This window comes from Nocardia terrae (genome assembly GCF_009760405.1).
GTDB classification, from domain to species: Bacteria; Actinomycetota; Actinomycetes; order Mycobacteriales; family Mycobacteriaceae; genus Nocardia; species Nocardia terrae.
The window spans coordinates 134,082-156,252 of record NZ_WRPP01000010.1 but is presented as its reverse complement, the minus strand read 5'-3'; the positions used below and the strand labels follow the sequence as shown (position 1 = coordinate 156,252).

The window sequence follows — 22,171 nt, the reverse complement described above, 5'->3', positions numbered from 1 at the left end:
TGAGAATCGACTTGGCGACCTCGGACGAGCGTAGTATCGTCACGTCCAAAGTGTTTCGTGCACAGGGGATTCGGGGGAATCGGGATGTCGGAATCACGTCGGGAGTCCTGGCGGCCGTTGGTGGCGCTGGTCGTCACCGCCGGGTTGTGCCTGGCGAACCTGATCAGCTTCATCGTCAACTTCGATCATGTCGAGCCTTGGACGCAGTCGCTCGGGGCGAGCGCCGTCGCGAGTGTGGTCGCGTTCCGGTTGCTGGGCTGGTTCGGGCCGGTCTCAGGCGGATCGAACCGCGGCGACAGTTCGGCCGATGGCTCTGCCGATGCGCGGTAGCTGCCGGGTGATCCGCGAGTGGGGCACCGGTGCTCCGTCGAACATCGAGACGACCAGTTCGTCCTTGTCGAGATCCCAAGTACCGGTGATTCGTCCGCCGGTCAGCACCAGGGGTGAGATCCAGCCTGCGGTGCGGCTGACCTTGGCGCGGTGGTCGCCGGGCAGCAGGGCCGTATCGCCGGTGCCGGGGCCCAGGACGTACTGATCGAACTGGCCGAGGAGGCGGACCTCGGAAGTCGGCTTGGTACCGGCCAGTTCGTCGAGGAGGTCGGTGAGGAACCAGCCCTTGCGACCTTCGACGTCGATTTCGGTCAGTTCATCGCTCAGTTCCGAGAACCAGCGTCGCACCGTCGGTTTGCTCAGGAAGCCGCGCGTCAGCCAGTTGTTGAAGATTTCCGGCGTCGCGGGTCCGTAGGCGCCCAGGTAGGCGCGGATGACGAGTGGCGCCGCTAGGTCCGGGTCCGGGATTCCGGACCACTCGGGAATGATGTTCGCGGGATTGCCGAAGGTGACCGCTGTGCCGCGATTCGGGCCGTGACACAGGGCTCCCTGCCAGGCCAGCGGCTTGAGCATGGAACCCCAGCCGGAGCGCAAATGCGTTTCGAGGGGCTGGAATCGGGGTTCGACGATCAGCTCGCCGACCAGCTCGTCGCGGGTGAGCACTCGGCCGTCGAGTATTTCGCCGACGGCTTTCACCAGGGCCGCGACATCCTGCGGTGTAGCACCCGCGGCTTTGGTCCAGGAGGGCTTCTCCCAGGTCCGAGCCGATCCCATGAGCGAGAGCACCGCGGCGCCCAGCTCGGGGGTCAGCGCATGCAGGGTCCCCCGCATCGCCCAGGTCTTGATCAGCCTCCCCTCCCCCAGCGCCGCGACGACCGCCCCGGGCTCACCCGCCGAACGGCGCAGCGCGACAGCGGTTTCCGCCGCCGAGGTGACCTGCGCCTGTATCCCGCACAGCCGCTCGGCCACGGCTACGGCATCACCCTCGGTCCACGGATCCACGAACTGCCGCTGAACCCGCCAGCCGAACACCTGATCCCACGAAACCCGCACCACGCCTCCCTCACCCGGTCCACCAGATCCGGCCAAGACTACGGCCGGCCACCGACACCGGCCGTGAGCGGAGCCATTGCCCGGGTGAACAGTGGCCGGCGGGGCTCCGCGCTGGGCTGCGAGCCCGCAGTCACGCTGCCCTCTGGGCTATATTCCGGGGGTTTGCCGGTGGTGACGACTTGCTGTCCATCTGGCGTGGCGCGGGTGCCCGAGCGCTCGCCGCACCCGGACACGAGTGCCACCGCGACGACTGCGGCGATGATCATGGCGCTACTCCGGAACATGTGGCGCGTCCTCCTCTGACGCAATTGGTCGGCAGTAGATCGCTTGCCGCCCAGAGGTATTGACACGCCGTTCGCGCCGAGCCCATCGCTGGCCGCGGTCGGGGTCAGAGGCGTTCGATGATGGTGGCGTTGGCCAATCCGCCTGCCTCGCACATGGTCATCAGGCCGTAGCGGCCGCCGGTCTGTTCGAGGTGGTTGAGCATGGTGGTCAGGATGCGGGTGCCCGAGGCGCCGAGTGGGTGGCCGAGGGCGATCGCGCCGCCGCGGGGGTTCAGTTTTGCCGGGTCGGCGCCCAGTTCGTGCGCCCAGACCAGCGGGACCGGGGCGAACGCCTCGTTCACCTCGTAGACGTCGATGTCGTTGATGGACAATCCGGCTCGCGCCAGCACCTTGCGGGTGGCCGGGATGACGGCGGTCAGCATGAGCAGCGGGTCGTCGCCGATGACGGCGAAGGAGTGGAAGCGGGCGCGGGGCTTCATACCGAGCTGGGTCGCCTTCTCCTCGCTCATGATGAGCGCGGCGGACGCGCCGTCGGTCAGCGGCGAGGAGTTGCCCGGGGTGATCGACCATTCGATCTCCGGGAACCGGGCCTTGAACTCGGCGTCGACGAAGGCGGGCCGCAATCCGGCCAGGCCCTCGACAGTCGTGCTGGGCCGAATGGTCTCGTCGGCGGTGAGGCTGCCCGCGGCGACCAATTCGTTGTCGAACCCGCCGGATGCGGCCGTGGCGGCGGCCAATCGGTGCGAGCGGGCCGCGAATTCGTCCAGCGCGGCCCGGTCGAACTTCCAGCGCGCGGCGATCACCTCGGCGGAAATGCCCTGCTGCACAAGCCCGTCCGGGTACCGGTGGGCGATGGGTCCGCGGTTGGCGTCCTTGCCCTGGGCATTGGAGAACATGGGCACCCGCGACATGGATTCCACGCCGCAGGCGATGGCGATGTCGTAGGCCCCGGCGATCACGCCCTGCGCCGCGAAGTGGGCGGCCTGCTGTGACGATCCACACTGCCGATCCACGGTCGTGGCGGGTACGGCCTCGGGAAATCCGGCCGCCAGCACCGCGGTCCGCGAGATATTGAACGCCTGCTCGCCGCTCTGCGTGACGCAACCGCCGATCACATCATCGACCAGCGCCGGATCGAGGCCGGTCCGCTCGACCAGGTTCTGCAACACCCCGGACAGCAGCGTGGCCGGATGGACTTCCGACAGGCCGCCACCGCTTTTGCCCTTGCCGGACGGGGTGCGGACAGCGTCGACGATGACGGCGGAAGTCATGACTTCTCCTTGCTCCAGCTGAACCGACCGGACGCGAATTCCGGTTAACATATGCACTGTACCCCACCGCGGGCGCGCCGTCAGCCGTCCGGATTTTCACCTCCCAGGCACCGTGATTCAGATTGCTAGCCTGTTGCTGTGACTGCGACACGCAATCGGAACCCCGAACCCTTCTGGGACCTCGAGATGCGGCTGTCGGTCGTGCTGTCGATATTGGCCGGATTCGTCGGCGCGGCCGCGTACACCCACTCCGAGGGTTACTTCGTCACCTTCATGACCGGCAATACCGAACGCGCGGTGCTGGGCAATTTCGCGGGCGACCACACTCTCGCGCTGGGCGCGGCCTCGATCATCGTGTGCTTCCTGGCCGGTGTCTTCGTGGCCTCGCTGTGCCGTCGCTACTGGTGGACCAATCACCCGCATGGCGCGACCATGCTCACGACGGGCGCGCTGCTGGGCGCGGCGGTCGTGGACTTCTTCCTCGAGGAGCGCGGCATCGGCCTGGCCCCGATCCTGTTCGTGGCCTTCGGCATGGGCGCGCTGAACACCTCGTTCGTCAAGAACGGCGAGGTGTCCATCCCGGTCAGTTACATCACCGGCACGCTGGTGAAGTTCGCGCAGGGCGTGGAACGTCACGTGGCCGGCGGCGGCAGTGCGCGCGACTGGCTCGGCTATGCGACGCAATATCTTTCGTTCGCCGCGGGCGCACTCATCGGCGGCCTGGTGTCACTGGTGGTCGACGGCTATTACATGCTCAACGCCGCGTTCGTCGGCTCGCTGCTGGTGGCCTGCTACACCTGGCGCGCGGACATTCGCTGGGTGCGCCGAAATGCCCGGCTCACCGCCGACGAGGGTTGAACCGCGTCACAGCCGCGCAACACTTGGCTAATTAAGCGCAATTCGCCCTAACTGGTCATATTCTGCTGAACATGACAACCAGCAAAGAGGGAGTTTACGAAGGGCCGGTCCAAGCACTGGCCCGCAGTGCGTGGCAGTCGATCCTGGTCACCGGCATTCTCTCGGTGGTGCTGGGCATCCTGGTCCTGGTGTGGCCCGGACCCACCCTGGTCGTCGCCGGTGTCCTGTTCGGTATCTATCTGCTCGTGTCCGGTGTCTTCCAATTGATCGCGGCGTTCGGCCTGCACATCAGCACCTGGATGCGGGTGCTGTCGTTCATCACCGCGATCCTGTCCTTCATTCTGGGTTTCTTCTGCTTCCGCAACGAGTTCCAGGCCATCGGTCTGCTGGCGCTGTGGATCGGCATCACCTGGATCTTCCGCGGCACCGCGGTGCTCGTCGCCGCGATGTCGGATGCGGCGGTGCCGGGCCGGGGCTGGCAGATCCTGTTCGGCATCCTGCTCATCGTCGGTGGTGGTCTGCTGATCGTGGAGCCGTTCCGCTCGATCACCGCCCTGGTGGTCGTGGTCGGCTGCTGGCTGATCGCCATCGGCGTCTTCGAGGTGGTCTCGGCCTTCATGGTCAAGAGCGACGCGAAGAAAGTTCCGGCCGGTCTCTGACTCGAAATTCGAACGGCGGTCGCCCCTGCGGGCGGCCGCCGTTTCCTATTGCCGGACAGCCGTTCTCAACGCAAACGCTTGGGCCGCTTGTCCATCAGCCGCAGGATCAGCGGCGTGAAGATCAGCTGCATGGCCAGGTCCATCTTGCCGCCCGGCACCACGATGCTGTTGGGCCGCGACATGAACGAATCGTGCAGCATGGACAGCAGATACGGGAAGTCGATCACCTTCGGGTCGGCGAAACGGATCACCACGAAACTCTCGTCCGCGGTCGGAATGGTGCGGGCGGTGAACGGATTCGAGGTGTCCACCGTCGGCACGCGCTGGAAGTTCACGTACGTCCGCGAGAACTGCGGGCAGATGTGCTTCACGTAGTCGGGCATGCGCCGCAGGATGGTGTCGATGATGGCCTCGCTGGAGTAACCCCGTTCGGTCTTGTCCCGGTGGACCTTCTGAATCCACTCCAGATTGATGATGGGCACCACGCCGACCAGCAGATCGGCATAGCGGGACACATCGATGTCCTCGCACACCGCCGCGCCGTGCAGGCCCTCGTAGAACAGCAGATCGCTGCCCGGCGCGAGCTCCTCCCAGGGTGTGAACGTGCCCGCGGGCTGCCCGAACGGCTTGGCCTCGTCGTCATCGTGCAGATAGCGCCGCACCCCGCCGACGCCGGTCTCCCCGTACTCGCGGAACAGCGACTCCAACTCGCTGAGCAGGTTCGCCTCCGGCCCGAAATGCGAGAAGGTCAGGTTGCGCTGCTGTTCGGCCTCGGCCATGGCCAGTTTCATCTCGTTGCGGTCGAAGCGATGGAACGAATCCCCTTCCACGATGGCCGCGTTGATTCCCTCGCGGCGGAAGATCTCCTGGAAGGTTCGCGTGACGCTGGTCGTCCCCGCACCGGACGACCCGGTGATCGCGACCACGGGATGCTTCACCGACATGTGGCTCCTCCTCAATTGCCGGACAGCAGGTTTCGCGCGCTGGCTGCGCACGGAACGCTCAGTGGCGGGCTGAACGGAACAGCGAGCGGGAACCGAAGAGGGAGGCGTCGAAGCTCTGCCCCTCGTCCGGCTCGCGGTGATAGCGCTCGATCCGCTCGACCTCATTGCGCGAGCCGAAGATCAGCGGGATCCGCTGATGCAACTCCTCGGGCTGGACGTCGAGCACCCGCTCGTGCCCGGTGGTGGCCGCGCCCCCGGCCTGCTCGACGATGAAGGCGATGGGATTGGCCCCGTACAGCAGCGAGACCCGGCCCGGACGATCCGGGTGCCGGGTGTCGCGCGGATACATGTAGAGCCCACCGCGCGTGAGGATGTGGAAGGTGTCGGCCACCAGCGAGGCGACCCAGCGCATATTGAAGTCACGCCCGCGCGGGCCGTCCAGGCCCTCGAGGCATTCGTGGACGTAGCGGCGCACCGGGCGCTCCCAGAAGCGCTCGTTGGCGGCATTGATGGCGAAACCCGAAGTGTCGTCGGGGATTCGCATGCGCGGATGGGTGAGCACGAACGCGCCCACCTCGCGATCGAGGGTGAAGCCGTCGACCCCGTCGCCCACCGTCAACACCAGCATGGTGGCGGGCCCGTACAGCGTGAATCCCGCGCACACCTGCCGCACTCCCGGCTGCAGGAAGTCGTCCCCGGTCGCCTCGCGCCCGTCCTCGGGTGCGCGCAGCACACTGAAAATCGTTCCGACAGGCAGGTTCACGTCGATATTGCTGGACCCGTCCAGCGGATCGAAGGCCAGCAGATACTTCCCGCGCCGGTACTCGCTGGGCACCGGATGGCATTCGCGCATCTGCTCGGACACCAGCGCCGACAGCGGTCCGGTCCACTGTGATTCGGCCACCATGATGTCATTGGCGATGGCGTCCATCTTCCGATGCACGGTGACCGGCAGATTCTCGGCATCCGAAGCGCCCAGGGAGCCGACGATCGCTCCCCGGGTCACCTGGTTGCCGATTATCTTGGTCGCCGTCGCCACCACGTTCAGCAGCGCCGAGAACTCTCCGGACGATCCGGGGTGCCGATGCTCGGATTCGATGGTGTAGCGGGTGAGGGTCTTCAATCCTTCGGGCACAGTCGCTCTCATTTCGTCATGGAGAGGCCCCCTCGTCGGTGGACCCGTTCGAGTCGGCGGGGGCGTCCGCGAACACACTGCTGCCGAGGACGTCGCTGTCCGTCAGTGTGATCAGGTCCGTGCGGCCGACCGGCCGATGCAGTTCGACCAGGCGTTTGGCCTGGCGGAGGCGGCAGCGGTCGAGGGCGTTGCGCACGCTGCGGGCATTGGCGAAGCGGGGGCGGGCCATGCGCAGGCGGAGGTAGCGTGAGAAGGCTTCGGCGGCATCGGGATCGAAGCGGAAGTTCTCCTGGCGCACCATGAGTTCGGCGATGGCCATGAGCTCTTCGTGGGTGTAGTCGGGGAATTCGATGTGGTGGGCGACGCGGGAGGACAGGCCCGGGTTGGCGGAGAAGAAGGTCTCCATGCGGTCCGGGTAGCCCGCGAAGATGACGACCAGGCTGGTGCGCTCGTTCTCCATCTCCTGCAACAGGATCTCGATGACCTCCTGCCCGTAGTCGCGCTCGTTCTCGGGACGGAACAGGTAGTAGGCCTCGTCGATGAACAGCACTCCCCCGGCGGCCTTCGCGAGGGCCTCCTTGGTCTTGGGGGCGGTGTGGCCGATGAACTGGCCGACCAGGTCGTCGCGGGTGACGGTGTGCACCTTGGGTTTACGGATGTAGCCGAGGGCGTGCAGCATCTCGGCCATGCGCAGCGCGACCGTGGTCTTGCCGGTGCCGGGTCCGCCGGTGAAGCTCATGTGCATGGTCGGGCGGGTAGCCTGAAGACCGAAGCGCTGACGGGCGCGATCGATGAGCAGCAGGGCCGCGATTTCCCGCACACGCCGTTTGACATTCGCCAGGCCGACCAGTTCGGAATCCAGGCGGGTGAGTGTGTCCTCCACGTCCTTGCCGGCGATGTCGGTCGACAGATCCAACAGCGCGTCGTCAGGGAGTGGGCTCAGGTGGTCGGCCGCCGAATCCTCCGGTCCGGGAGGGCCATCGGCGGCCGTACCGCGCACCGTTCCGGGGCTCGTGACCCCGGGCCGGTGCATCTGGAACCCGCCCGCCGGACGGCCGGCTGCAGGCTGCCGGCCGTCCGGAACCGCGGGGCGTTCCGTGCTCACGATATCCTCCCGTCCCGAAACGTCTTCAGCCGCCATACCTTTCGCCCGGACGATCGTCGGTCGCATAGGCGTGGAAGCCGTAATGCTGGCGGCGATCATCGGATTCGGTGCGATCCAGGCGGAAGCCCGGCTCGTGGGCCGGACGCTGCACGATGAAGCTCAAGGCCGTGGTCTGGCGGCCGTAGGACGCGTCGTAGGCGTTCACGCGAATGTAGTGGCGCGGGAACGTCGCCCGGCAGGCGTTGATCTCGGCCAGCACGCCGTCGGGCTCGTCGAGATCGAACAGCGGCAGGCCCCACATCTCCCAGTAGTTGTTGCGCGGGTGCGGGTCGTCGGTGTACTCGATGGACACCGGCCAGTTGTTGAGCAGTGCGTAGCGGACCTGCGCGGCGATCTCGGCGTCGTCGAGTTCCGGCAGGTGCGAGAAGGTGCCCTGACGCAGATGCATGGGGATTCCGTGCCTTTCGGGTCGTTGGGGCTTCAGCGCGTCGCCGTCGGAACGGCGTCGGGGGCGTCGGTGGAGGTGTAGTCGAAGGTGACATCACCCCAGGTGGCCAGGGCGACATCGAGCGGACGGCAGATCTCGGCCGCGCGGCGCAGCACGTCCGGGCCCTCCTTGAGCAGATCGCGACCCTCGTTGCGCGCCTTGACGACCGCTTCGAGCGCTACCCGGTTGGCCTCCGCGCCCGCGGCGATGCCCATCGGGTGGCCGATGGTGCCGCCGCCGAATTGCAGGATCACGTCGTCGCCGAAGAGATCCAGGAGTTGATGCATCTGCCCGGCGTGAATACCGCCCGAGGCCACCGGCATGACGCCCGGCAGGCTCGCCCAATCCTGATCGAAGAAGATGCCGTTGGCCGGATTCATGGGAACATGGCCGTCGCGCAGGGTGTCATAGAATCCGCGCACCGTATGCGGGTCGCCCTCCAGCTTTCCCACCACGGTGCCCGCGTGGATGTGGTCCACGCCGATCAGGCGGCACCACTTGGCGAGCACCCGGAAACTCACGCCGTGCGTCTTCTGCCTGGTGTAGGTGGAATGCCCGGCCCGGTGCAGGTGCAGCAACATGCCATTGCGGCGCGCCCACTTGGCCATGGACTGCATGGCGGTGTAGCCGACGGTCAGGTCCATCATGATGATGCAGCTGCCCAGCGACTTGGCGAACTCGGCGCGCTCGTACATGTCCTCCATGTCGGCGGCCGTGACATTGAGGTAATGACCCTTCAATTCACCGGTTTCGGCAATCGCGCGGTTCACGCCCTCCATGGCGAACAGAAAACGATCACGCCAGCGCATGAACGGCTGCGAGTTGATGTTCTCGTCGTCCTTGGTGAAATCGAGACCGCCCTTGCAGGCCTCGTACACCACGCGCCCGTAGTTGCGGGCCGACAGACCGAGTTTCGGTTTCACCGTCGCGCCGAGCAGCGGGCGCCCATATTTGTTGAGGTATTCGCGCTCCATAACAATTCCGTGCGCAGGACCTTGAAAGGTCTTGACATATGCGACGGGAATCCGCATGTCCTCCAAGCGCAATGCCTGCAATGGCTTGAAACCGAACACGTTTCCGATCACCGAGGAGGTGAGATTGGTGATCGAGCCCTCCTCGAACAGGTCCAGATCGTAGGCGACATAGGCGAAGTACTCGCCCGGACGGCCCGGGACCTCGTCCACCCGATAGCACTTGCCCTGGTAGCGGCTGTGCGCGGTGAGCCGGTCGGTCCAGACGACGGTCCATGTCGCGGTGGAGGATTCGCCGGCCACGGCCGCCGACGCCTCGACCGGATCGACGCCCTGCTGCGGCGTCACCCGAAACACGGCCAGCACATCGGTGTCCTTGGGCTGATAGTCCGGGGCGTAGTATCCCATCGACGCGTAGGACTGCACGCCCGGATCCCACCGGCCGCGCTGATCATCGGCAGATCCCGCCATCTTTCCTCCTGCGAACCGGGTTGGGTCACTTGCGATTCCCAGGATGACGGGGTCGTTAACGACAAACAATTCGATTGTTTCTGTTCTCGCTCAACCTTTTAGTCGGGTTTGCTACCGTTGAGTATGGGTACGGTGAGCGCGGTGCGCATGGAAACCTTTCTCGCCGTTGCCAAGCACTCGAGCATTCGCCGTGCCGCCGCGCAGCTGCACATCACCGAGGCCGCCGCCTCGGCGGCCGTGGCACACATCGAGAAACAACTCGGCGCGAAACTCGTCGCCAAATCCGGGCGCGGCATCGCGCTCACCGAGGCGGGCCGGGTCTACGCGGACTACTGCCGCAGCATCCTGGGGCTGATGAAGGAAGCGCACGCGGCGGTGCGCGAGGCCGAGACCGGTCGCCTGCGCATCGGCGTGGTGGCGACCGCCGGCGAGTACGTCCTGTTGCGGCTGCTCGCCTCCTTCCGCAACCGCTACCCCGACATCGAACTCGGCCTCTCCATCCAGCCCCGCGACGTCCTGTTCCTCGAATTGACCCACCACGAAACCGATCTCGTGGTGGCGGGCCGCCCGCCCCGCGACACCGGCCTCGTCACCCGCGCCCGCCGCCCCTGCCAACTGGTCGTCGTCGGCGCCCCCAACCTCTGGCCCGACCCCTGCGAAGCCACCTGGCTACTACGAGGCAAAGGCTCCGGCACCCGCGACACCACCCTCGCCCTCTTCGACCGCCTCCAAATCCGCCCGCCCACACTGACGCTCGGCACCCACGGCGCGGCCATCGCCGCCGCCCGCGAGGGCCTCGGCATCACCCTCATCCACTCCGACGCCATCGCGACCGACCTGGCCGCCGGCCTCCTCGAGGAACTCACCGTCGACGGCACCCCCCTGACCCGCCCCTGGCACGTCGTCACCACCCGCACCCCAACCCCCACCGCCCGCCTGTTCCTCTCCCACATCACCGACCCGGAACGAGTCGGCGACAAGGCCTTCCGAGGCGTCTGAACCCCGTTCCGTGCACAGGTAGCGCTCTCCGGGCACCCGGAATGTAGGCATTAGCTAATGGGTGGCTAGCATGGTTCGAGGCGAGTCTTCCGGCGTTCGGCGGCGAACAGGAGAGCTCATGCGTGGCACCGTTCTGCATGCCCCGTTCGATATTCGGTTCGAAGAGCGGCCCGATCCTCGGATCGAACAGGCGACCGACGCGGTCATTCGGACCGTCGCGACCTGTGTTTGCGGGTCTGACCTGTGGAATTATCGCGGGATCAATCCGGTTACCGAGCCGCGGCCGATCGGGCACGAGTATGTGGGGATCGTGGAGGAGGTGGGGGCGGAGGTTGCGTCGTTGCGGGCGGGGCAGTTCGTGGTGGGTGGGTTCGCCTACTCCGACAACACCTGTGCCAATTGCCGTTACGGGGTTCAATCCGCCTGTATGCACGGTGGGTTCATGGGGACGTGTCAGGCGGAGCTGATCCGGATTCCACTGGCCGACGGGACTCTCGTCGCGTTGCCCGAGCAGCCGGACGCGGGGCTGGTGCCCAGTCTGCTGACGCTGTCCGATGTCATGGGGACCGGGTGGTACGCGGCGGTAGCCGCCGAGGTGCGGGCGGGATCGACGGTCGCGGTGGTCGGGGACGGGGCCGTCGGGCTGTGCGGGGTGCTGGCCGCCAAGGAGCTCGGGGCCGAGCGGATCATTGCGATGAGTCGGCATGACGCGCGGCAGAAGCTGGCGCTCGACTTCGGGGCCACCGATATCGTCACCGAGCGTGGCGACGAGGGCGTGGCCCGGATCAAGGAACTCACCGACGGGGTCGGGGCCGACTCGGTGCTGGAATGTGTGGGTACCGCCGAATCCATGACCCAGGCCCGCCAGTCGACACGCGTCGGCGGGACGGTCGGATTCGTCGGCGTCCCGCACGGCATCCAGATCGGCGGTGACGAGCTCTTCCGCACCCACGTCGGGCTGCGCGGTGGCCCGGCGCCGGTGCGCCGATTCCTGCCCGACCTCATCGGCCGGGTCCTCGACGGTCACATCGAACCGGGCAAGGTCTTCGACCTGACCCTGCCGCTGGACCGGGTCGCCGAGGGCTACGCGGCGATGGACGAGCGGCGCGCCATCAAGGCGCTATTGTTGCCTTGATCGAAACGCGCACCGCCGCAACTGTTCTGCGGTGATGTGTCGGTTCGACGTCGGGTCCGCGCGTCACAGCTTGCGCATGGTCGGCCACATGACCGACCACGGCTGTTTGGGGCCGCCGCATTCCCAGATCGTGATGTCCCTGGTGATGCCCGGGATTCCGAGTGGGTTCTCCATTCGGCCCGCAGGTACGACGGAGGTGAACCAGTGGCTCAGATCGGCTTCGGTGCCGCCGACGTAGATGATCGTTTCGGCGGTGTCGGGTGGCGCGCCGAAGTAGCCGAAGCCGCGATTGGGGCTGAACACCGGCGGCAGATTCGTACGGTCGTGGTCGAGCGCCGCGGCTTGGACGTACCACTCCGTCACGATGACGGCCGTGGGTCGCTGTCGCGGCCACAATCTGCGGTAGGCGTCGACCGTCACCGCGTCAAGCTCGGACCAGCCGAGCTCGCTGTAGACCGAAGGTCCCAGTGTGACAGCACGATCGGAGGACGGGCTGAACTGCGAGGCGGGTCGCCACGGCGTCGCGAAGTAGACGACTGCCAGCGCGGAAACCACCACGGCCGGTATCGCGGCCATCGCGGGCCAGCGCCTGGCGGACGCGGCCAACCCCACGGATCCGGCGGCGATCACCACCGGATAGCACCCCGCGCCGTAGACGGTACGGCCGCCGCTGACCGCGAAGACCGCTATCACCAGAAGAAACGCCACACCCAGAAACCGGTACGGGCGAAAGCCGGGCGACCGGAGCAACTGCCACACACCACACACGACGACCACCGCACCCAGCAGACCCCACAACTCCAGCGTCGAGGGCACGAACCACAGCGACCCGGCGAAACCGCCTGTCTGACGCCGGACCACCGATCCCATGCTCAGCTGCGGCCAGCCGTGCCGGGCCTGCCAGATCAGTCCCGGTGTCGCAGCCAGCAGCGCGATGCCCGCGCCCCACCACAGCGCGGGCCGTCGTAGCAGATCCCGCGGCCCCACCACCCCCGCACCGATGATCACCGCGATCCAGAAGACCGGCACCAGCCATTTGACCTGGACGTCCACCGCCGTCACCACACCCGCCGCCAGCAGCAGCCCGTCCTGGCGAGTCCGCACCCAACGCACCAACAGCCACGTCAGCACGACCCACAACACCGTGTCGATTCCATTGGTGGACAACGTCGTCGCCTGCCCCAGCACCAGCACCGACGTCGCACACGCCGCGGCCGTCACCACTTGTGCCCCGCGCCCGCCACCCAACTCCCGCGCGATCACCGCGCCGAACACGACCACCCCGACCGACGCGGCAACCGCCGGAATCCGCAATGCCACAAACGATCCGGGAAACACCCAGTCCATCGCCCGCGCCACCAGCGGCACGAACGGCCCCTGGTCCACATACCCGAACGACGGCCGTCGCCCCGCCGCGATGAAATACAGCTCGTCGTAGTAATACCCGTACCGCGTCGCGGCGGCTGCCGCCACCACGGCGGTCACCGCCGCCACTACCGCAACCGCGACCACCGCGAACGGCTCACGCCGATCGGTCCCGGAAGAAGATCGAACCGAATCGGCAACCACCCGTGTCACGCGACAGACGCTACCGGCGAACTCGGGAATTGGTAAGCGCTGGAGCGGAACTCGAACGCGCGGGAGCGGACCGATCGGCCACGGGCGGGCGGCGACGGACAATCCAGCGCGATTCCGCCGTTGCGCATCGAGTTGGGGACCGAGGACACCCTGGATTGCGCCGAGGAGGTTGTCCGGGACCGGGTTCCGCGGTTCAGGTCGCCGATTGCGAGGACATCGCGGTCGGCCGAGTGCGGCTACCCCGCGAGGGCCGAGGCCGCGGCGGCGAGCAGCATGCCGCGGTACGAGGCTCCGAACAGCACGACGTGCACCAGCAGTGGGTGGAGTTGGTGTAGCGGGATGCGTTGTCGCCAGCCCGGGTTCAGGGGTGCGGTGTGCTGGTAGGCGGACAGGATTCGGTCGAGGTGGGGGGCGCCGAACAGGGCGAGCATGGCAAGGTCGGTTTCGCGGTGGCCACCGTGGGCTGCGGGGTCGACGAGGAGGGCGCGGTCGGGGGTCCAGAGGATGTTGCCGGACCAGAGGTCGCCGTGGATGCGGGCGGGGGGTTCGGGAGTGCCCGCGAGGTCGTCGATGCGGTCGATGACGCGTTCGAGAAGGCGGAGGCCGTCGCGGCCGAGGTGTTCGGCAGCGGCGGGAAGGTAAGGGGCCAGACGGTATTCGGCGTACCAGGATGCCCAGGGGCCGGGGGTGGGGGTGTTGTCGAGGGGCAGGGTGGCGATGTAGCCGGGCCAGGGGGCGCCGTAGGTCGCGGGGGTGGTGGTGTGGAGGGTGGCGAGGGAGTGGCCGAGGTGGTCGGCGGCCGCCGGGGTGGGTGGGTGCGGGGGTTGCCAGGGTAGGACGAGCATGTGGGGGTCGGCGGCGAGGACGGGTGGGACGAGGTCGGGGGTGGCCTGGGCCAGCCAGCGCAGGCCCGCGGCTTCGGCGGTCAGGACGCCGGTGGGGGTGCCGTTGTCGAGGGCTTTGATGAAAAGGGTGCGGCCGTCGAGTGTTTCGGCGCGGTGCAGGGTCCAGGCGTGGCTGTGGCCGAGTGCGTGCAGGCGGGTCGGTGGGGTGCCGGTGAGGTGGGTGAGGTGCGCGGGCACGTCCATGGAGATTCATTGTGCGGTACGGACCACCCCGCGCGGACCGACTAGTCGGATGGGGTGGTGGGGTCGGCGGCGACGGCGATGCGTTCGCGCAGCAGGGTCGCGGTGGCGGCGTCGGCGGGGAAGAACGCTTCGATGGCCAGTTCGGCGACGGTGACGTTCATGGGAGTGCCGAAGACGGTGGTGACGCCGAGGAAGGCGAGTTCGTGGCCGTCGTGACGCAGTCGCAGCGGGACGATGGTCTGATCGGGTTCGGGCAGTCCGGGGGCTTGTTCGCCGCCGGGGTAGGCGCGCAATTCGGCCAGCAGCGCAACGAGTTCGGGTGCGCCGGTGATCTCGATCTGGCGTTGCAGGCGTTCGAAGAGGTGTCCGCGCCATTCGGGCAGGTTGACGATGCGCGGGGCGAGTCCGTCGGGGTGCAGGGTCAGGCGCAGGGCGTTGACGGGCGGCTGCAGCAGGGCGGGGTCGACGCCGTCGAGGAACAGGGTGATGGCGGCGTTGGCGTCGACCATGGTCCAGGTGGCGTCGATGGCGAGGGCGGGGTGGGGTTCGAAGCCGGTGAGCAGGCGGCGCAGGGTGTCGCGGACCGGTGCCATGGCGGGATTGTCGAGTTCGGGTTCGGCGTAGACGGGGGCGTAACCGGCGGCGAGGAGCATGCGGTTGCGTTCGCGCAGGGGGATGTCGAGTTCTTCGGACAGGTGCAGCAACATGTGACGGCTCGGTGTGGCGCGGCCGGTTTCGATGAAGCTGAGGTGGCGGGTGGAGGTGTCGGCGCGGCCGGCGAGTTCGAGTTGGCTCAGTCGCCGGGTGGTGCGCCAGTGCCGGAGTAGATCGCCTGCCGTGGGTGTCGCCATGAGCCGATCGTACGAATGGGCAACGGTCGCAGGCCATTACCAGGCGGGTAATGGCACGTGATCGTAAAACGAAACCAGCACTGTTCATTCGAACACAACAATGTTAGAACTGTGGGGTGGACGCTGCCGAACGGTTGGATGTGACGCTGCGCCTGATCCAGGGCGCCGACCGCGCGTCGGTGTCGGAACTGGCACAGCGCCTGGGCGTTTCAGAGATGACGGTGCGCCGGGATCTGGACGCGCTGGAACAGCGGGGCCTGGCGCGGCGCGTGCACGGCGGTGCGGTCGCCGTCCACGCCCGCACCGAGGCGGGCGGCTTCACCGATCGTGCGGACTGGTCGGCCGCGATCAAGGATCGCCTGGGTGTCGCGGTCGCGAACCTCATCGCGCCGGGCTCCCGTGTGCTGCTCGACGCGGGCACCACCACGGTGCACGTGGCCCGCGCCCTGGCCGGACGGGGACCGCTGACGGTGACCGCGCTGAGCCTGCAGACCGCCCTGGCCCTGGCCGACCAGCCCGATATCGAGCTGCTGGTCGCGGGTGGCCGCTCCCGCCCCGGTGAGCGATCCCTGGTCGGCCCCTTGGCATTACGCGCGCTGGAGGCGCTGGCCTTCGACGTGTTCGTGATGTCGATCGGCGGTGTCCACGCCGGCTACGGCTGGTCGGAGTTCTGCCTCGACGACGCCGCGGTCAAACAGGCCGGGATCGCGCAGTCGGCGCGGGTGCTGGCCGTCGCCGACGCGACCAAGCTGGGGGTGCGCGCCTTCAGCCAGGTCGCCGCGCTGTCGGCGGCCCACGAATTCGTCACCGACCGGGCCGGATCGGATCCGGCGATCCATCCGGCCGGACCACAGACCCTCGATGCCCTGCGCGAGGCGGGCGTCGTCGTCCATTCGGTGTGAACCGACTGTGCACCAATCGAAGGAGTTGCCGTGTCGAATGCTCAGATGATCCTGGTGGCGGGACCGTACCGGTCGGGCACCGGCGACGATCCGGCCCGGATGGCCGCCAATGTGGCGGCCATGAACGAGACCGCGCTGGCCCTGTTCCGGGCCGGGCATCTCGGGGTGACCGGGGAAGCGCTGGCGCTGCCGTTGCTCGAGACCGCGGGCAGCACCGGGCCCGGAGATTCCCTCTACGAGGAGATCTTTCACCCCGTCGCCGAGCAGCTGCTGGCGCGCTGTGACGCGGTGCTGCGCATCGGCGGCCCGTCCGAAGGCGCCGATCGCATGGTCGCTCATGCCCGCGCGTTGGGTAAGCGCGTCTATCTGAGCGCGGCCGAGGTTCCCGACGCGCGCTGACCGCGCTCAGTGGGCCGGGCGGTGGATCGCGAAGTCGGACAGGGTGATCGGCGGGTGGCCGCCGATCTTCTCGATGGCCGGTGTCACCTGATACAGCCCGGTCCCTTCGCCGAGGACCCGGAAGATCTCCCACAGCCTGGAAAGATGCTCCGCGGCATGCGGGCTGCCGTAGAACTCGAGCGCCCAGCGGTGCCAGGCGTCGGGATCGGCGTCGCGGTAGGTGCGGCCCAGGGTGCGCGCGGCCGCGCCGATGGAGACCACATCCCCGGTCAGCAGTAACACCGGATCGGCCTCGAGTTCGGGATCGGCCAGCAGGCCCGCCGCGACCCGCGCCACGTCCGAGGCGGCCACCAGCGGAAGTTCGGTACTCGCCGCACCCATCGGCATCGTGAGCGCCGCGCCGTCACCGGTGTCGGCGATGCGGGCCAGGTTCTCGTGGAAGACGGCCGCGCGCAAGTGGATCGCGCCGATCTGCGCCCAGTCCAGGATCTGCTCGGCCACCCAGTGCTGACGCATGCGCGGGGTGAGCGCCTGCGGCCCGGCCGCGAGCTGGGACACCGCGACCACGCGTTCGACCTCGGCCTCGCGCGCCGCCACGGCGAACACGCCCGCGGCGTCGAGCAGTCCGTCGACCACCGGATAGGTGAAGTAGGCCCCGCGTACCCCCGCCATGGCGCTGCGCACCAGCGCGAGGTCGCGGAGATCGCCGACCACGACCTGCGCCCCGAGCGCCCGTAGCAGATTCGCGCGCACGTCGTCGGAGCGCACCAGGGCCCGCACGGGAATGCCGCGGCCGAGCAGTTGTGCTGTGAGGTGCCGCCCGGTGGATCCATCGCGCCCCCCGGCGGCACCGGTGACCAGTACCGGCTCCATGGTTCAACGGTACGTGTCGTGACCTTGCGGCACAGGGTCTTCGCCGCCGACGGGGTGATCTCCCTATGAGGCGGTACGGTTCTCGATCCCGGTCGGCAGCGGTACGGCCGGGACGCTCAGATGCCCGGGATGCTGGGGATCGAGCACGATGTGCTGGTCCTTGATGTGGCGCGACACCGCCGGGGTGAGGAAGTATCGCGGCCAGCTGGTGCGCGCGATCGCCACGCGCAGGCGGTGTCCGGCACGCAGGATCGCTTCGGTGGGGGTGATGTCGATGTCCAGGTCGTGGGGCACACCGGGAGTCACCCGCAGCACGGTCTCGGCGCTCATGGGGTGTGCGGCGGCGAGCAGTTCGCCGTCCTGGTAGCCGCTGGCCTCCGCGTCGAGGGCGCGGCGGCTCGAACGCAGTGCGCCGCGGGCGATCACGGTGGAGACGCCGTCGGGGGCGACATCGCAGACGGTGACTGCCCAGAAGGCGTCGGTCCCGGCCGCCGACACCCGCAGGTGCAGATTGATCGGCCCCGACAGCAGCAGATCGTGGTCGAGCGCGTCGCCGGTGAAGGTGACGGTGGCGGCCTCGTGGGCGCGGTCGTCGATCGACCAGCTGCGCCCGAACGCGGTGGGCAGCCCGCACATCAGCCAGGTGCTGGTCTGCGAGGCGATGCCGGGGCGCTTGCGCGGCAACCGGATTCGCGCGGGGTAGCGGTCGGGCCACTGGCGCAGGGAGCCGTCGTGGGCGGCATGCGGCGCGGCGCCGCTGGCGTGGCGGGACAGATACCAGCGATGCACCCGGGCAGCGGGATGCGGGTAGCCGTCGCGGGCGACCCAGCCGCCGCCGAGCTGGCGCACGGTCACCGGACCGTAGGCGTCGATCCCGTTGTCGATGCCCTTGACCCAGCGGTCGAAGAACGCGCACTGCAGTTCGTCGAGACGCTGCGGATGGTCGTCGGTGCCGAATCCGGTGCCGGGCCCGACGTGATAGCTGTCCTCGACCACCAATTGCGCCGCGCCCGAGGGCAATCGGAGCCGCTGGTACAGCGCCGGTGCGGAACGGGCGAACACGTCGTGCCAGCCCGCGTGGATCCAAGTGGCGGCGGTGAATTCCTCGAGCCGGGGGCGGCGGTCGCGGGCGTCGTCGTTGTAGAAGTGCTCGGGGTGCCGGTCGTCGATCATGGCGCCGGCGATATCGGGGAGCCGGGTGAACGGACTGGCCAGCCGGTCGCGCAGATAGCGTCCGGCGGCACCGGATTTCACCAGGCCCGGCAGCGAGGGCAGCCACTTGCCGCCGTTGACCGCGCCCAGCCACGCCAGGGTGAACATCGATTGCACGCCGCCGGTCAGGATCAGGTCCCGGGTCGGATCCTCCGAACCGACCAGCGCGAACACCGCTTTCAAACCCTCGGGCCGATGCCCGGCGGTCTGCAGGGCGGTGATGGCCAGATACGAGATCCCGGTCATGGCGAGATCGCCGTTGCACCAGGACTGTCGGCGCACCCACGCGAGAACCTCGAGGTGGTCGCGTTGCTCGCGCGCGGACATGATCTCGAGCCGCCCGGTGGAGGTGCCGGTGCCGCGCACGTCGACGGCGACGTGGACGTAGCCGCGCGCGATGAGGGTGCGGTTGGCGCGAATCGATTCCAGCGCACCGCCGCCCAGGGCGCGCAGCATCTCGCGACCGCCCGCGCGCCCGTGCGGTGAGGGCGGGACGAGACGGTAGACCAGCGGGCCGACGGCCGTGACCGCGTCGATGAGCGGGTTGGCGCGTGTCATCAGCGTCTTGTTGTAGGGGGTCAGGGTGATGACCGCGGGCAGTGCGGCGGTGACCGGTCGCCCGTCGGCGTCGGCGGGCCGGGTGATGTCCGCCGAGAGGATCGTGCCGTCGCTCAACCGGATTCCCACCCCGCGCCGCACGTGGACCTTCGGGTGCAGGGCGGGCCCGATATCGAAGCGCGCGTTGGGCGGTAGTCCCGGGCGGGGCGCGGGCAGCGCGGTGGGCGTGAGATCGTGCGGATGCGCCATGTCGGCTCCTTTGCCGAGACCGCCCGCCACCACGCGGGCGCGTGTCTCAGACGGTACGGGTCCGCCGGTGTTCTGTCACTCGGTATTCCGCACGATTTCACCGATCCGGTTCGTGCACCCGACCAGGAGGCCGCATTCGTTGCGCGACAGTGACTTTCACGAGATCCCCATCACAATCGGGTGACCCGTGCGGCGCGACAGCGCGGTCGGGGTGTGGCAGATTGACAGAGCATGAAGACCATGCTGATCACGGGGGCCACATCGGGGATCGGCCTGGCCGCGGCGCGGGGCCTCGCCGCCGACGGGCACCGACTGATCCTGGTCGGCCGCAATCACGAAAAGCTCACCGCCACCGCGCAATCGGTGCGCGCGGACACCACCGCCGAGATCGACACCCTGGTCTGCGACCTGTCCAGCCTCGACGCGGTGCGCGGACTCGCCGAGACCGTGCGCGGCCGCTACGACCGCCTCGACGTACTGGCCAACAACGCCGGCGGATTCCATATGCGCCGCACCGAAACCGGCGACGGACTCGAAGCCACCTTCGCCGTCAACCATCTCGCCGGTTTCCTGCTCACCGAACTACTGCTGGACCTACTGCGCGAGAGCACCCCCGCACGGATCCTGTTCACCTCCTCGGTCATGCATTACGGCAACCACCTCGACTTCGACGACCTGCAGATGCGCCACGGCTACTCCGGCACCACCGCGTACGGGCGCTCCAAACTGGCCAACATCCTCTACGCCCGCGACCTGGCCCGGCGGCTGACCGGAACCAAGGTGACCGCCAACGCCTTTCACCCCGGCGCGGTCGACACCGGCATCTGGGACTCCGCCCCCTGGTTCGCCCAGCCCGCGCTGGCGCTGGCCAAACGCCTGTTCATGGTCTCCGCCGAGCAGGGCGGCGCGGCCCTCACCTACCTGGCCACCGACCCCGACGTGTCGGCCGTGTCCGGCTGCTACTTCCAGCGCAACCGCGTCAAAGCCCCCTCCCCCGCCGCCCAGGACGACGCCGCGGCCACCCGCCTGCACCGGCTCTGCGCCGAACTGACCGGCCTGCCCGAATAGAACTGGGGCAACAGGGCATTCGGCAGGGGGCAGCCCGAATAGTCCCCGAGCCGACACATAGGCCGACTCGGCCCACAGTCGCGCCCCGACGGACTCGGCAGCCCACCGGCCCCGCCGCCACCGGAATACTCGCCGCTCGCCCGGCCTACAGTGTGCGGATCACCCGGGCCGGATTGCCTGCGGCGAAGACTTTCTCAGGTAGGTCGCGGGTGACGACGCTGCCGGCGCCGACCACCGTGTTCGCGCCGATCGTGACACCCGGGCAGACGATCACACCCGCGCCGAGCCACACATTGTCCCCGATCGTGATGGGGGCGGCCGTCTCCCACCGTTGGCGGCGCAGCTCGTGGTCGGTCATCGGGTGCAGGGCGGTGAGCAGTTGGGTGCGCGGGCCGATCGAGACGTCGTCGCCGATGGTCACCGGCGCGCAATCCATCACGATGGCGTCGTAGTTGAGGAAGCTGTTGCGGCCCAACCGGATCAGGTGGCCGTAGTCGCATTGGAAGCGCGGCATGATCCACGAGCCCTCCCCGATCGCGCCGAGCAGCTGCTCGAGAATCGCGCGCCGGGCCGTGTCCTGGCCGGCGCGGGTCGCGTTGAAGTCGTCGAGCAGTTTCTGGCAGTGCAGGCGTTCGGCGACCAGTTCGGGGTCGTTGTCGCGGTAGAGCTCGCCGGCCAGCATGCGATCCTTGTGTTCTCCCACCCGGCCCATCCTCTCCGGTGGCGCCCGGCGGCACGAAATCGCGGGTCTGGTATCACCGAAGGCGTGAAAATCGGATTCTCGCTTCCCCAGCACGGCGCCCAGGCCCGCGAGGGCGCGCGGGTCGCGCACTACGCGACCGCGCTCGAACAGGCCGGGGCCGACAGCCTCTGGGTCGGTGAACGGCTCATCGCGGCGACGAATCCGGCGGTCGGGTACGCGGGCAAGCCCACCATTCCCGACGAATTCAATTCCGTGCTCGACCCGCTGCTGCTGCTCGGCATCGCGGCCGCGGTCACCGAGCGGGTGCGGCTGGGCACCAATGTGCTGATCGCTCCCCTGCATCGGCCCGCGCACCTGGCGCGGGCGCTGACCACCCTCGACGTGGTCAGCAACGGGCGACTGCTGCCCGGCTTCGGAATCGGCTGGTCACCCGAGGAATACGAGGCGTCCGGGGTGGAGTTCAGCCATCGCGGGGCGCGACTGGACGAGACTCTCGATGCGCTGGAAGCCATCTGGACCACCGATCCGGCCGGGTACCGGGGCCGGTTCGTCACCGTCCCCGAACATCGCAGCGAACTCAAACCCGTCCAACGTCCCCGGCCGCCGATCTACCTGGGCGCGTTCAACCCGGCCGGGCTTGCCCGCATCGGCCGCCGCGCCGACGGCTGGCTGCCCGTGGTCCCCGTCCCCGGCCCGCCCGCCTGGGGCCAGCGGCTGCTGGGACTGCGCGAGCTCATCGACCAGGCCGCGGTGGAAGCGGGCCGCGACCCGAAGGCCATCGACACCGTGGTGCGCGTGAACGTGGCCGCGGGCACCGACCCCGCGCTGGTCGCCGACACCATCGAAGCCGTGGCCGCCGACACCGGATTCGACGACTTCTTCATCGACCTGCTCTACGTCGCCGACTCCCTCGACGCCATGCTCGACACCAGCCTGGGCCTGCTGGAACGGCTGCGCGGCTGACCAGCCCACCGGTACGGTCGAAACG

22 protein-coding genes are annotated in these 22,171 nt (G+C 68.4%); 9 read left to right on the top strand and 13 right to left on the bottom strand.

Features of this window, described 5'->3' with window-relative positions:
* Positions 1-84: 84 nt before the first annotated feature.
* On the top strand, positions 85-330 hold the full coding sequence (locus GPX89_RS36450) for a hypothetical protein (protein ID WP_157392282.1): 246 nt from the start codon (positions 85-87) through the stop codon (positions 328-330).
* Here GPX89_RS36450 and GPX89_RS36445 read toward each other — a convergent pair.
* Both GPX89_RS36445 and GPX89_RS36440 read right to left on the bottom strand, forming a co-directional pair.
* Complete coding sequence (locus tag GPX89_RS36445; protein ID WP_328602711.1) at positions 274-1,383, bottom strand: winged helix DNA-binding domain-containing protein; 1,110 nt, start codon at positions 1,381-1,383, stop codon at positions 274-276. The genes GPX89_RS36450 and GPX89_RS36445 overlap by 57 nt on opposite strands.
* A gap of 388 nt (positions 1,384-1,771) precedes the next feature.
* A complete protein-coding gene (locus tag GPX89_RS36440; protein ID WP_157392280.1) occupies positions 1,772-2,938 on the bottom strand; it encodes a thiolase family protein in 1,167 nt (388 codons plus the stop codon).
* A 186-nt stretch (positions 2,939-3,124) separates the two neighbouring features.
* Here GPX89_RS36440 and GPX89_RS36435 point away from each other — a divergent pair, with 186 nt between their 5' ends.
* Together GPX89_RS36435 and GPX89_RS36430 are read left to right on the top strand one after the other, a co-directional pair.
* On the top strand, positions 3,125-3,796 hold the full coding sequence (locus tag GPX89_RS36435; protein WP_157392419.1) for a YoaK family protein: 672 nt from the start codon (positions 3,125-3,127) through the stop codon (positions 3,794-3,796).
* Positions 3,797-3,867: 71 nt separating this feature from the next.
* On the top strand, positions 3,868-4,455 hold the full coding sequence (locus tag GPX89_RS36430; protein ID WP_157392279.1) for an HdeD family acid-resistance protein: 588 nt from the start codon (positions 3,868-3,870) through the stop codon (positions 4,453-4,455).
* A gap of 65 nt (positions 4,456-4,520) precedes the next feature.
* Here the strand turns inward: GPX89_RS36430 and GPX89_RS36425 are convergent, their stop codons facing one another.
* The 5 genes from GPX89_RS36425 to GPX89_RS36405 are packed head-to-tail and all read right to left on the bottom strand — an operon-like array spanning position 4,521 to position 9,568.
* Positions 4,521-5,399, bottom strand: a complete 879-nt coding sequence (locus GPX89_RS36425; protein ID WP_157392278.1) for a phosphoribulokinase — start codon at positions 5,397-5,399, stop codon at positions 4,521-4,523.
* 58 nt (positions 5,400-5,457) lie between these two features.
* The gene (locus tag GPX89_RS36420; protein ID WP_328602709.1) at positions 5,458-6,534 is read right to left on the bottom strand and encodes a class 1 fructose-bisphosphatase; all 1,077 of its coding nucleotides are present in this window, start codon (positions 6,532-6,534) and stop codon (positions 5,458-5,460) included.
* A gap of 16 nt (positions 6,535-6,550) precedes the next feature.
* Positions 6,551-7,639 carry an AAA family ATPase gene (locus GPX89_RS36415; protein ID WP_328602708.1) on the bottom strand — a complete coding sequence of 363 codons (1,089 nt, stop codon included), beginning with the start codon at positions 7,637-7,639 and terminating at the stop codon, positions 6,551-6,553.
* A 25-nt stretch (positions 7,640-7,664) separates the two neighbouring features.
* Entirely contained in the window at positions 7,665-8,087 is a 423-nt protein-coding gene (locus GPX89_RS36410; protein ID WP_157392276.1) for a ribulose bisphosphate carboxylase small subunit, read from the bottom strand.
* A 32-nt stretch (positions 8,088-8,119) separates the two neighbouring features.
* Positions 8,120-9,568: a form I ribulose bisphosphate carboxylase large subunit gene (locus GPX89_RS36405; protein WP_157392275.1), complete on the bottom strand. Its 1,449-nt coding sequence runs from the start codon at positions 9,566-9,568 to the stop codon at positions 8,120-8,122.
* Between the two features lie 123 nt (positions 9,569-9,691).
* Here GPX89_RS36405 and GPX89_RS36400 point away from each other — a divergent pair, with 123 nt between their 5' ends.
* Positions 9,692-10,567, top strand: coding sequence for a LysR family transcriptional regulator (locus GPX89_RS36400; protein WP_235948918.1), 876 nt, complete (start codon positions 9,692-9,694; stop codon positions 10,565-10,567).
* A gap of 118 nt (positions 10,568-10,685) precedes the next feature.
* Positions 10,686-11,702 (top strand): zinc-dependent alcohol dehydrogenase family protein, encoded by a 1,017-nt coding sequence (locus GPX89_RS36395; protein ID WP_157392274.1) that lies wholly within the window; start codon positions 10,686-10,688, stop codon positions 11,700-11,702.
* 63 nt (positions 11,703-11,765) lie between these two features.
* On the opposite strand, the gene GPX89_RS36390 is transcribed toward GPX89_RS36395, so the two are convergent.
* The 3 genes from GPX89_RS36390 to GPX89_RS36380 form a co-directional block, all read right to left on the bottom strand.
* Positions 11,766-13,280 (bottom strand): ArnT family glycosyltransferase, encoded by a 1,515-nt coding sequence (locus GPX89_RS36390; RefSeq protein ID WP_328602707.1) that lies wholly within the window; start codon positions 13,278-13,280, stop codon positions 11,766-11,768.
* 236 nt (positions 13,281-13,516) lie between these two features.
* Positions 13,517-14,368 (bottom strand): fructosamine kinase family protein, encoded by an 852-nt coding sequence (locus GPX89_RS36385; RefSeq protein WP_157392272.1) that lies wholly within the window; start codon positions 14,366-14,368, stop codon positions 13,517-13,519.
* Positions 14,369-14,409: 41 nt separating this feature from the next.
* On the bottom strand, positions 14,410-15,219 hold the full coding sequence (locus GPX89_RS36380; RefSeq protein ID WP_157392271.1) for a helix-turn-helix domain-containing protein: 810 nt from the start codon (positions 15,217-15,219) through the stop codon (positions 14,410-14,412).
* A gap of 116 nt (positions 15,220-15,335) precedes the next feature.
* Here GPX89_RS36380 and GPX89_RS36375 point away from each other — a divergent pair, with 116 nt between their 5' ends.
* Complete coding sequence (locus GPX89_RS36375; protein ID WP_198347764.1) at positions 15,336-16,121, top strand: DeoR/GlpR family DNA-binding transcription regulator; 786 nt, start codon at positions 15,336-15,338, stop codon at positions 16,119-16,121.
* A gap of 30 nt (positions 16,122-16,151) precedes the next feature.
* A complete protein-coding gene (locus tag GPX89_RS36370; protein WP_235948916.1) occupies positions 16,152-16,520 on the top strand; it encodes a hypothetical protein in 369 nt (122 codons plus the stop codon).
* A 6-nt stretch (positions 16,521-16,526) separates the two neighbouring features.
* On the opposite strand, the gene GPX89_RS36365 is transcribed toward GPX89_RS36370, so the two are convergent.
* Together GPX89_RS36365 and GPX89_RS36360 are read right to left on the bottom strand one after the other, a co-directional pair.
* On the bottom strand, positions 16,527-17,393 hold the full coding sequence (locus GPX89_RS36365) for an NAD(P)H-binding protein (RefSeq protein WP_157392270.1): 867 nt from the start codon (positions 17,391-17,393) through the stop codon (positions 16,527-16,529).
* 63 nt (positions 17,394-17,456) lie between these two features.
* Positions 17,457-19,412, bottom strand: coding sequence for a CocE/NonD family hydrolase (locus GPX89_RS36360; protein ID WP_157392269.1), 1,956 nt, complete (start codon positions 19,410-19,412; stop codon positions 17,457-17,459).
* 231 nt (positions 19,413-19,643) lie between these two features.
* Between GPX89_RS36360 and GPX89_RS36355 the strand changes: the two genes are divergently transcribed.
* Positions 19,644-20,480, top strand: coding sequence for an SDR family NAD(P)-dependent oxidoreductase (locus GPX89_RS36355; RefSeq protein WP_157392268.1), 837 nt, complete (start codon positions 19,644-19,646; stop codon positions 20,478-20,480).
* A 145-nt stretch (positions 20,481-20,625) separates the two neighbouring features.
* On the opposite strand, the gene GPX89_RS36350 is transcribed toward GPX89_RS36355, so the two are convergent.
* Positions 20,626-21,183 carry a sugar O-acetyltransferase gene (locus tag GPX89_RS36350; protein WP_328602706.1) on the bottom strand — a complete coding sequence of 186 codons (558 nt, stop codon included), beginning with the start codon at positions 21,181-21,183 and terminating at the stop codon, positions 20,626-20,628.
* 63 nt (positions 21,184-21,246) lie between these two features.
* Between GPX89_RS36350 and GPX89_RS36345 the strand changes: the two genes are divergently transcribed.
* Entirely contained in the window at positions 21,247-22,146 is a 900-nt protein-coding gene (locus tag GPX89_RS36345) for a TIGR03619 family F420-dependent LLM class oxidoreductase (protein ID WP_328602705.1), read from the top strand.
* Positions 22,147-22,171: the final 25 nt, after the last annotated feature.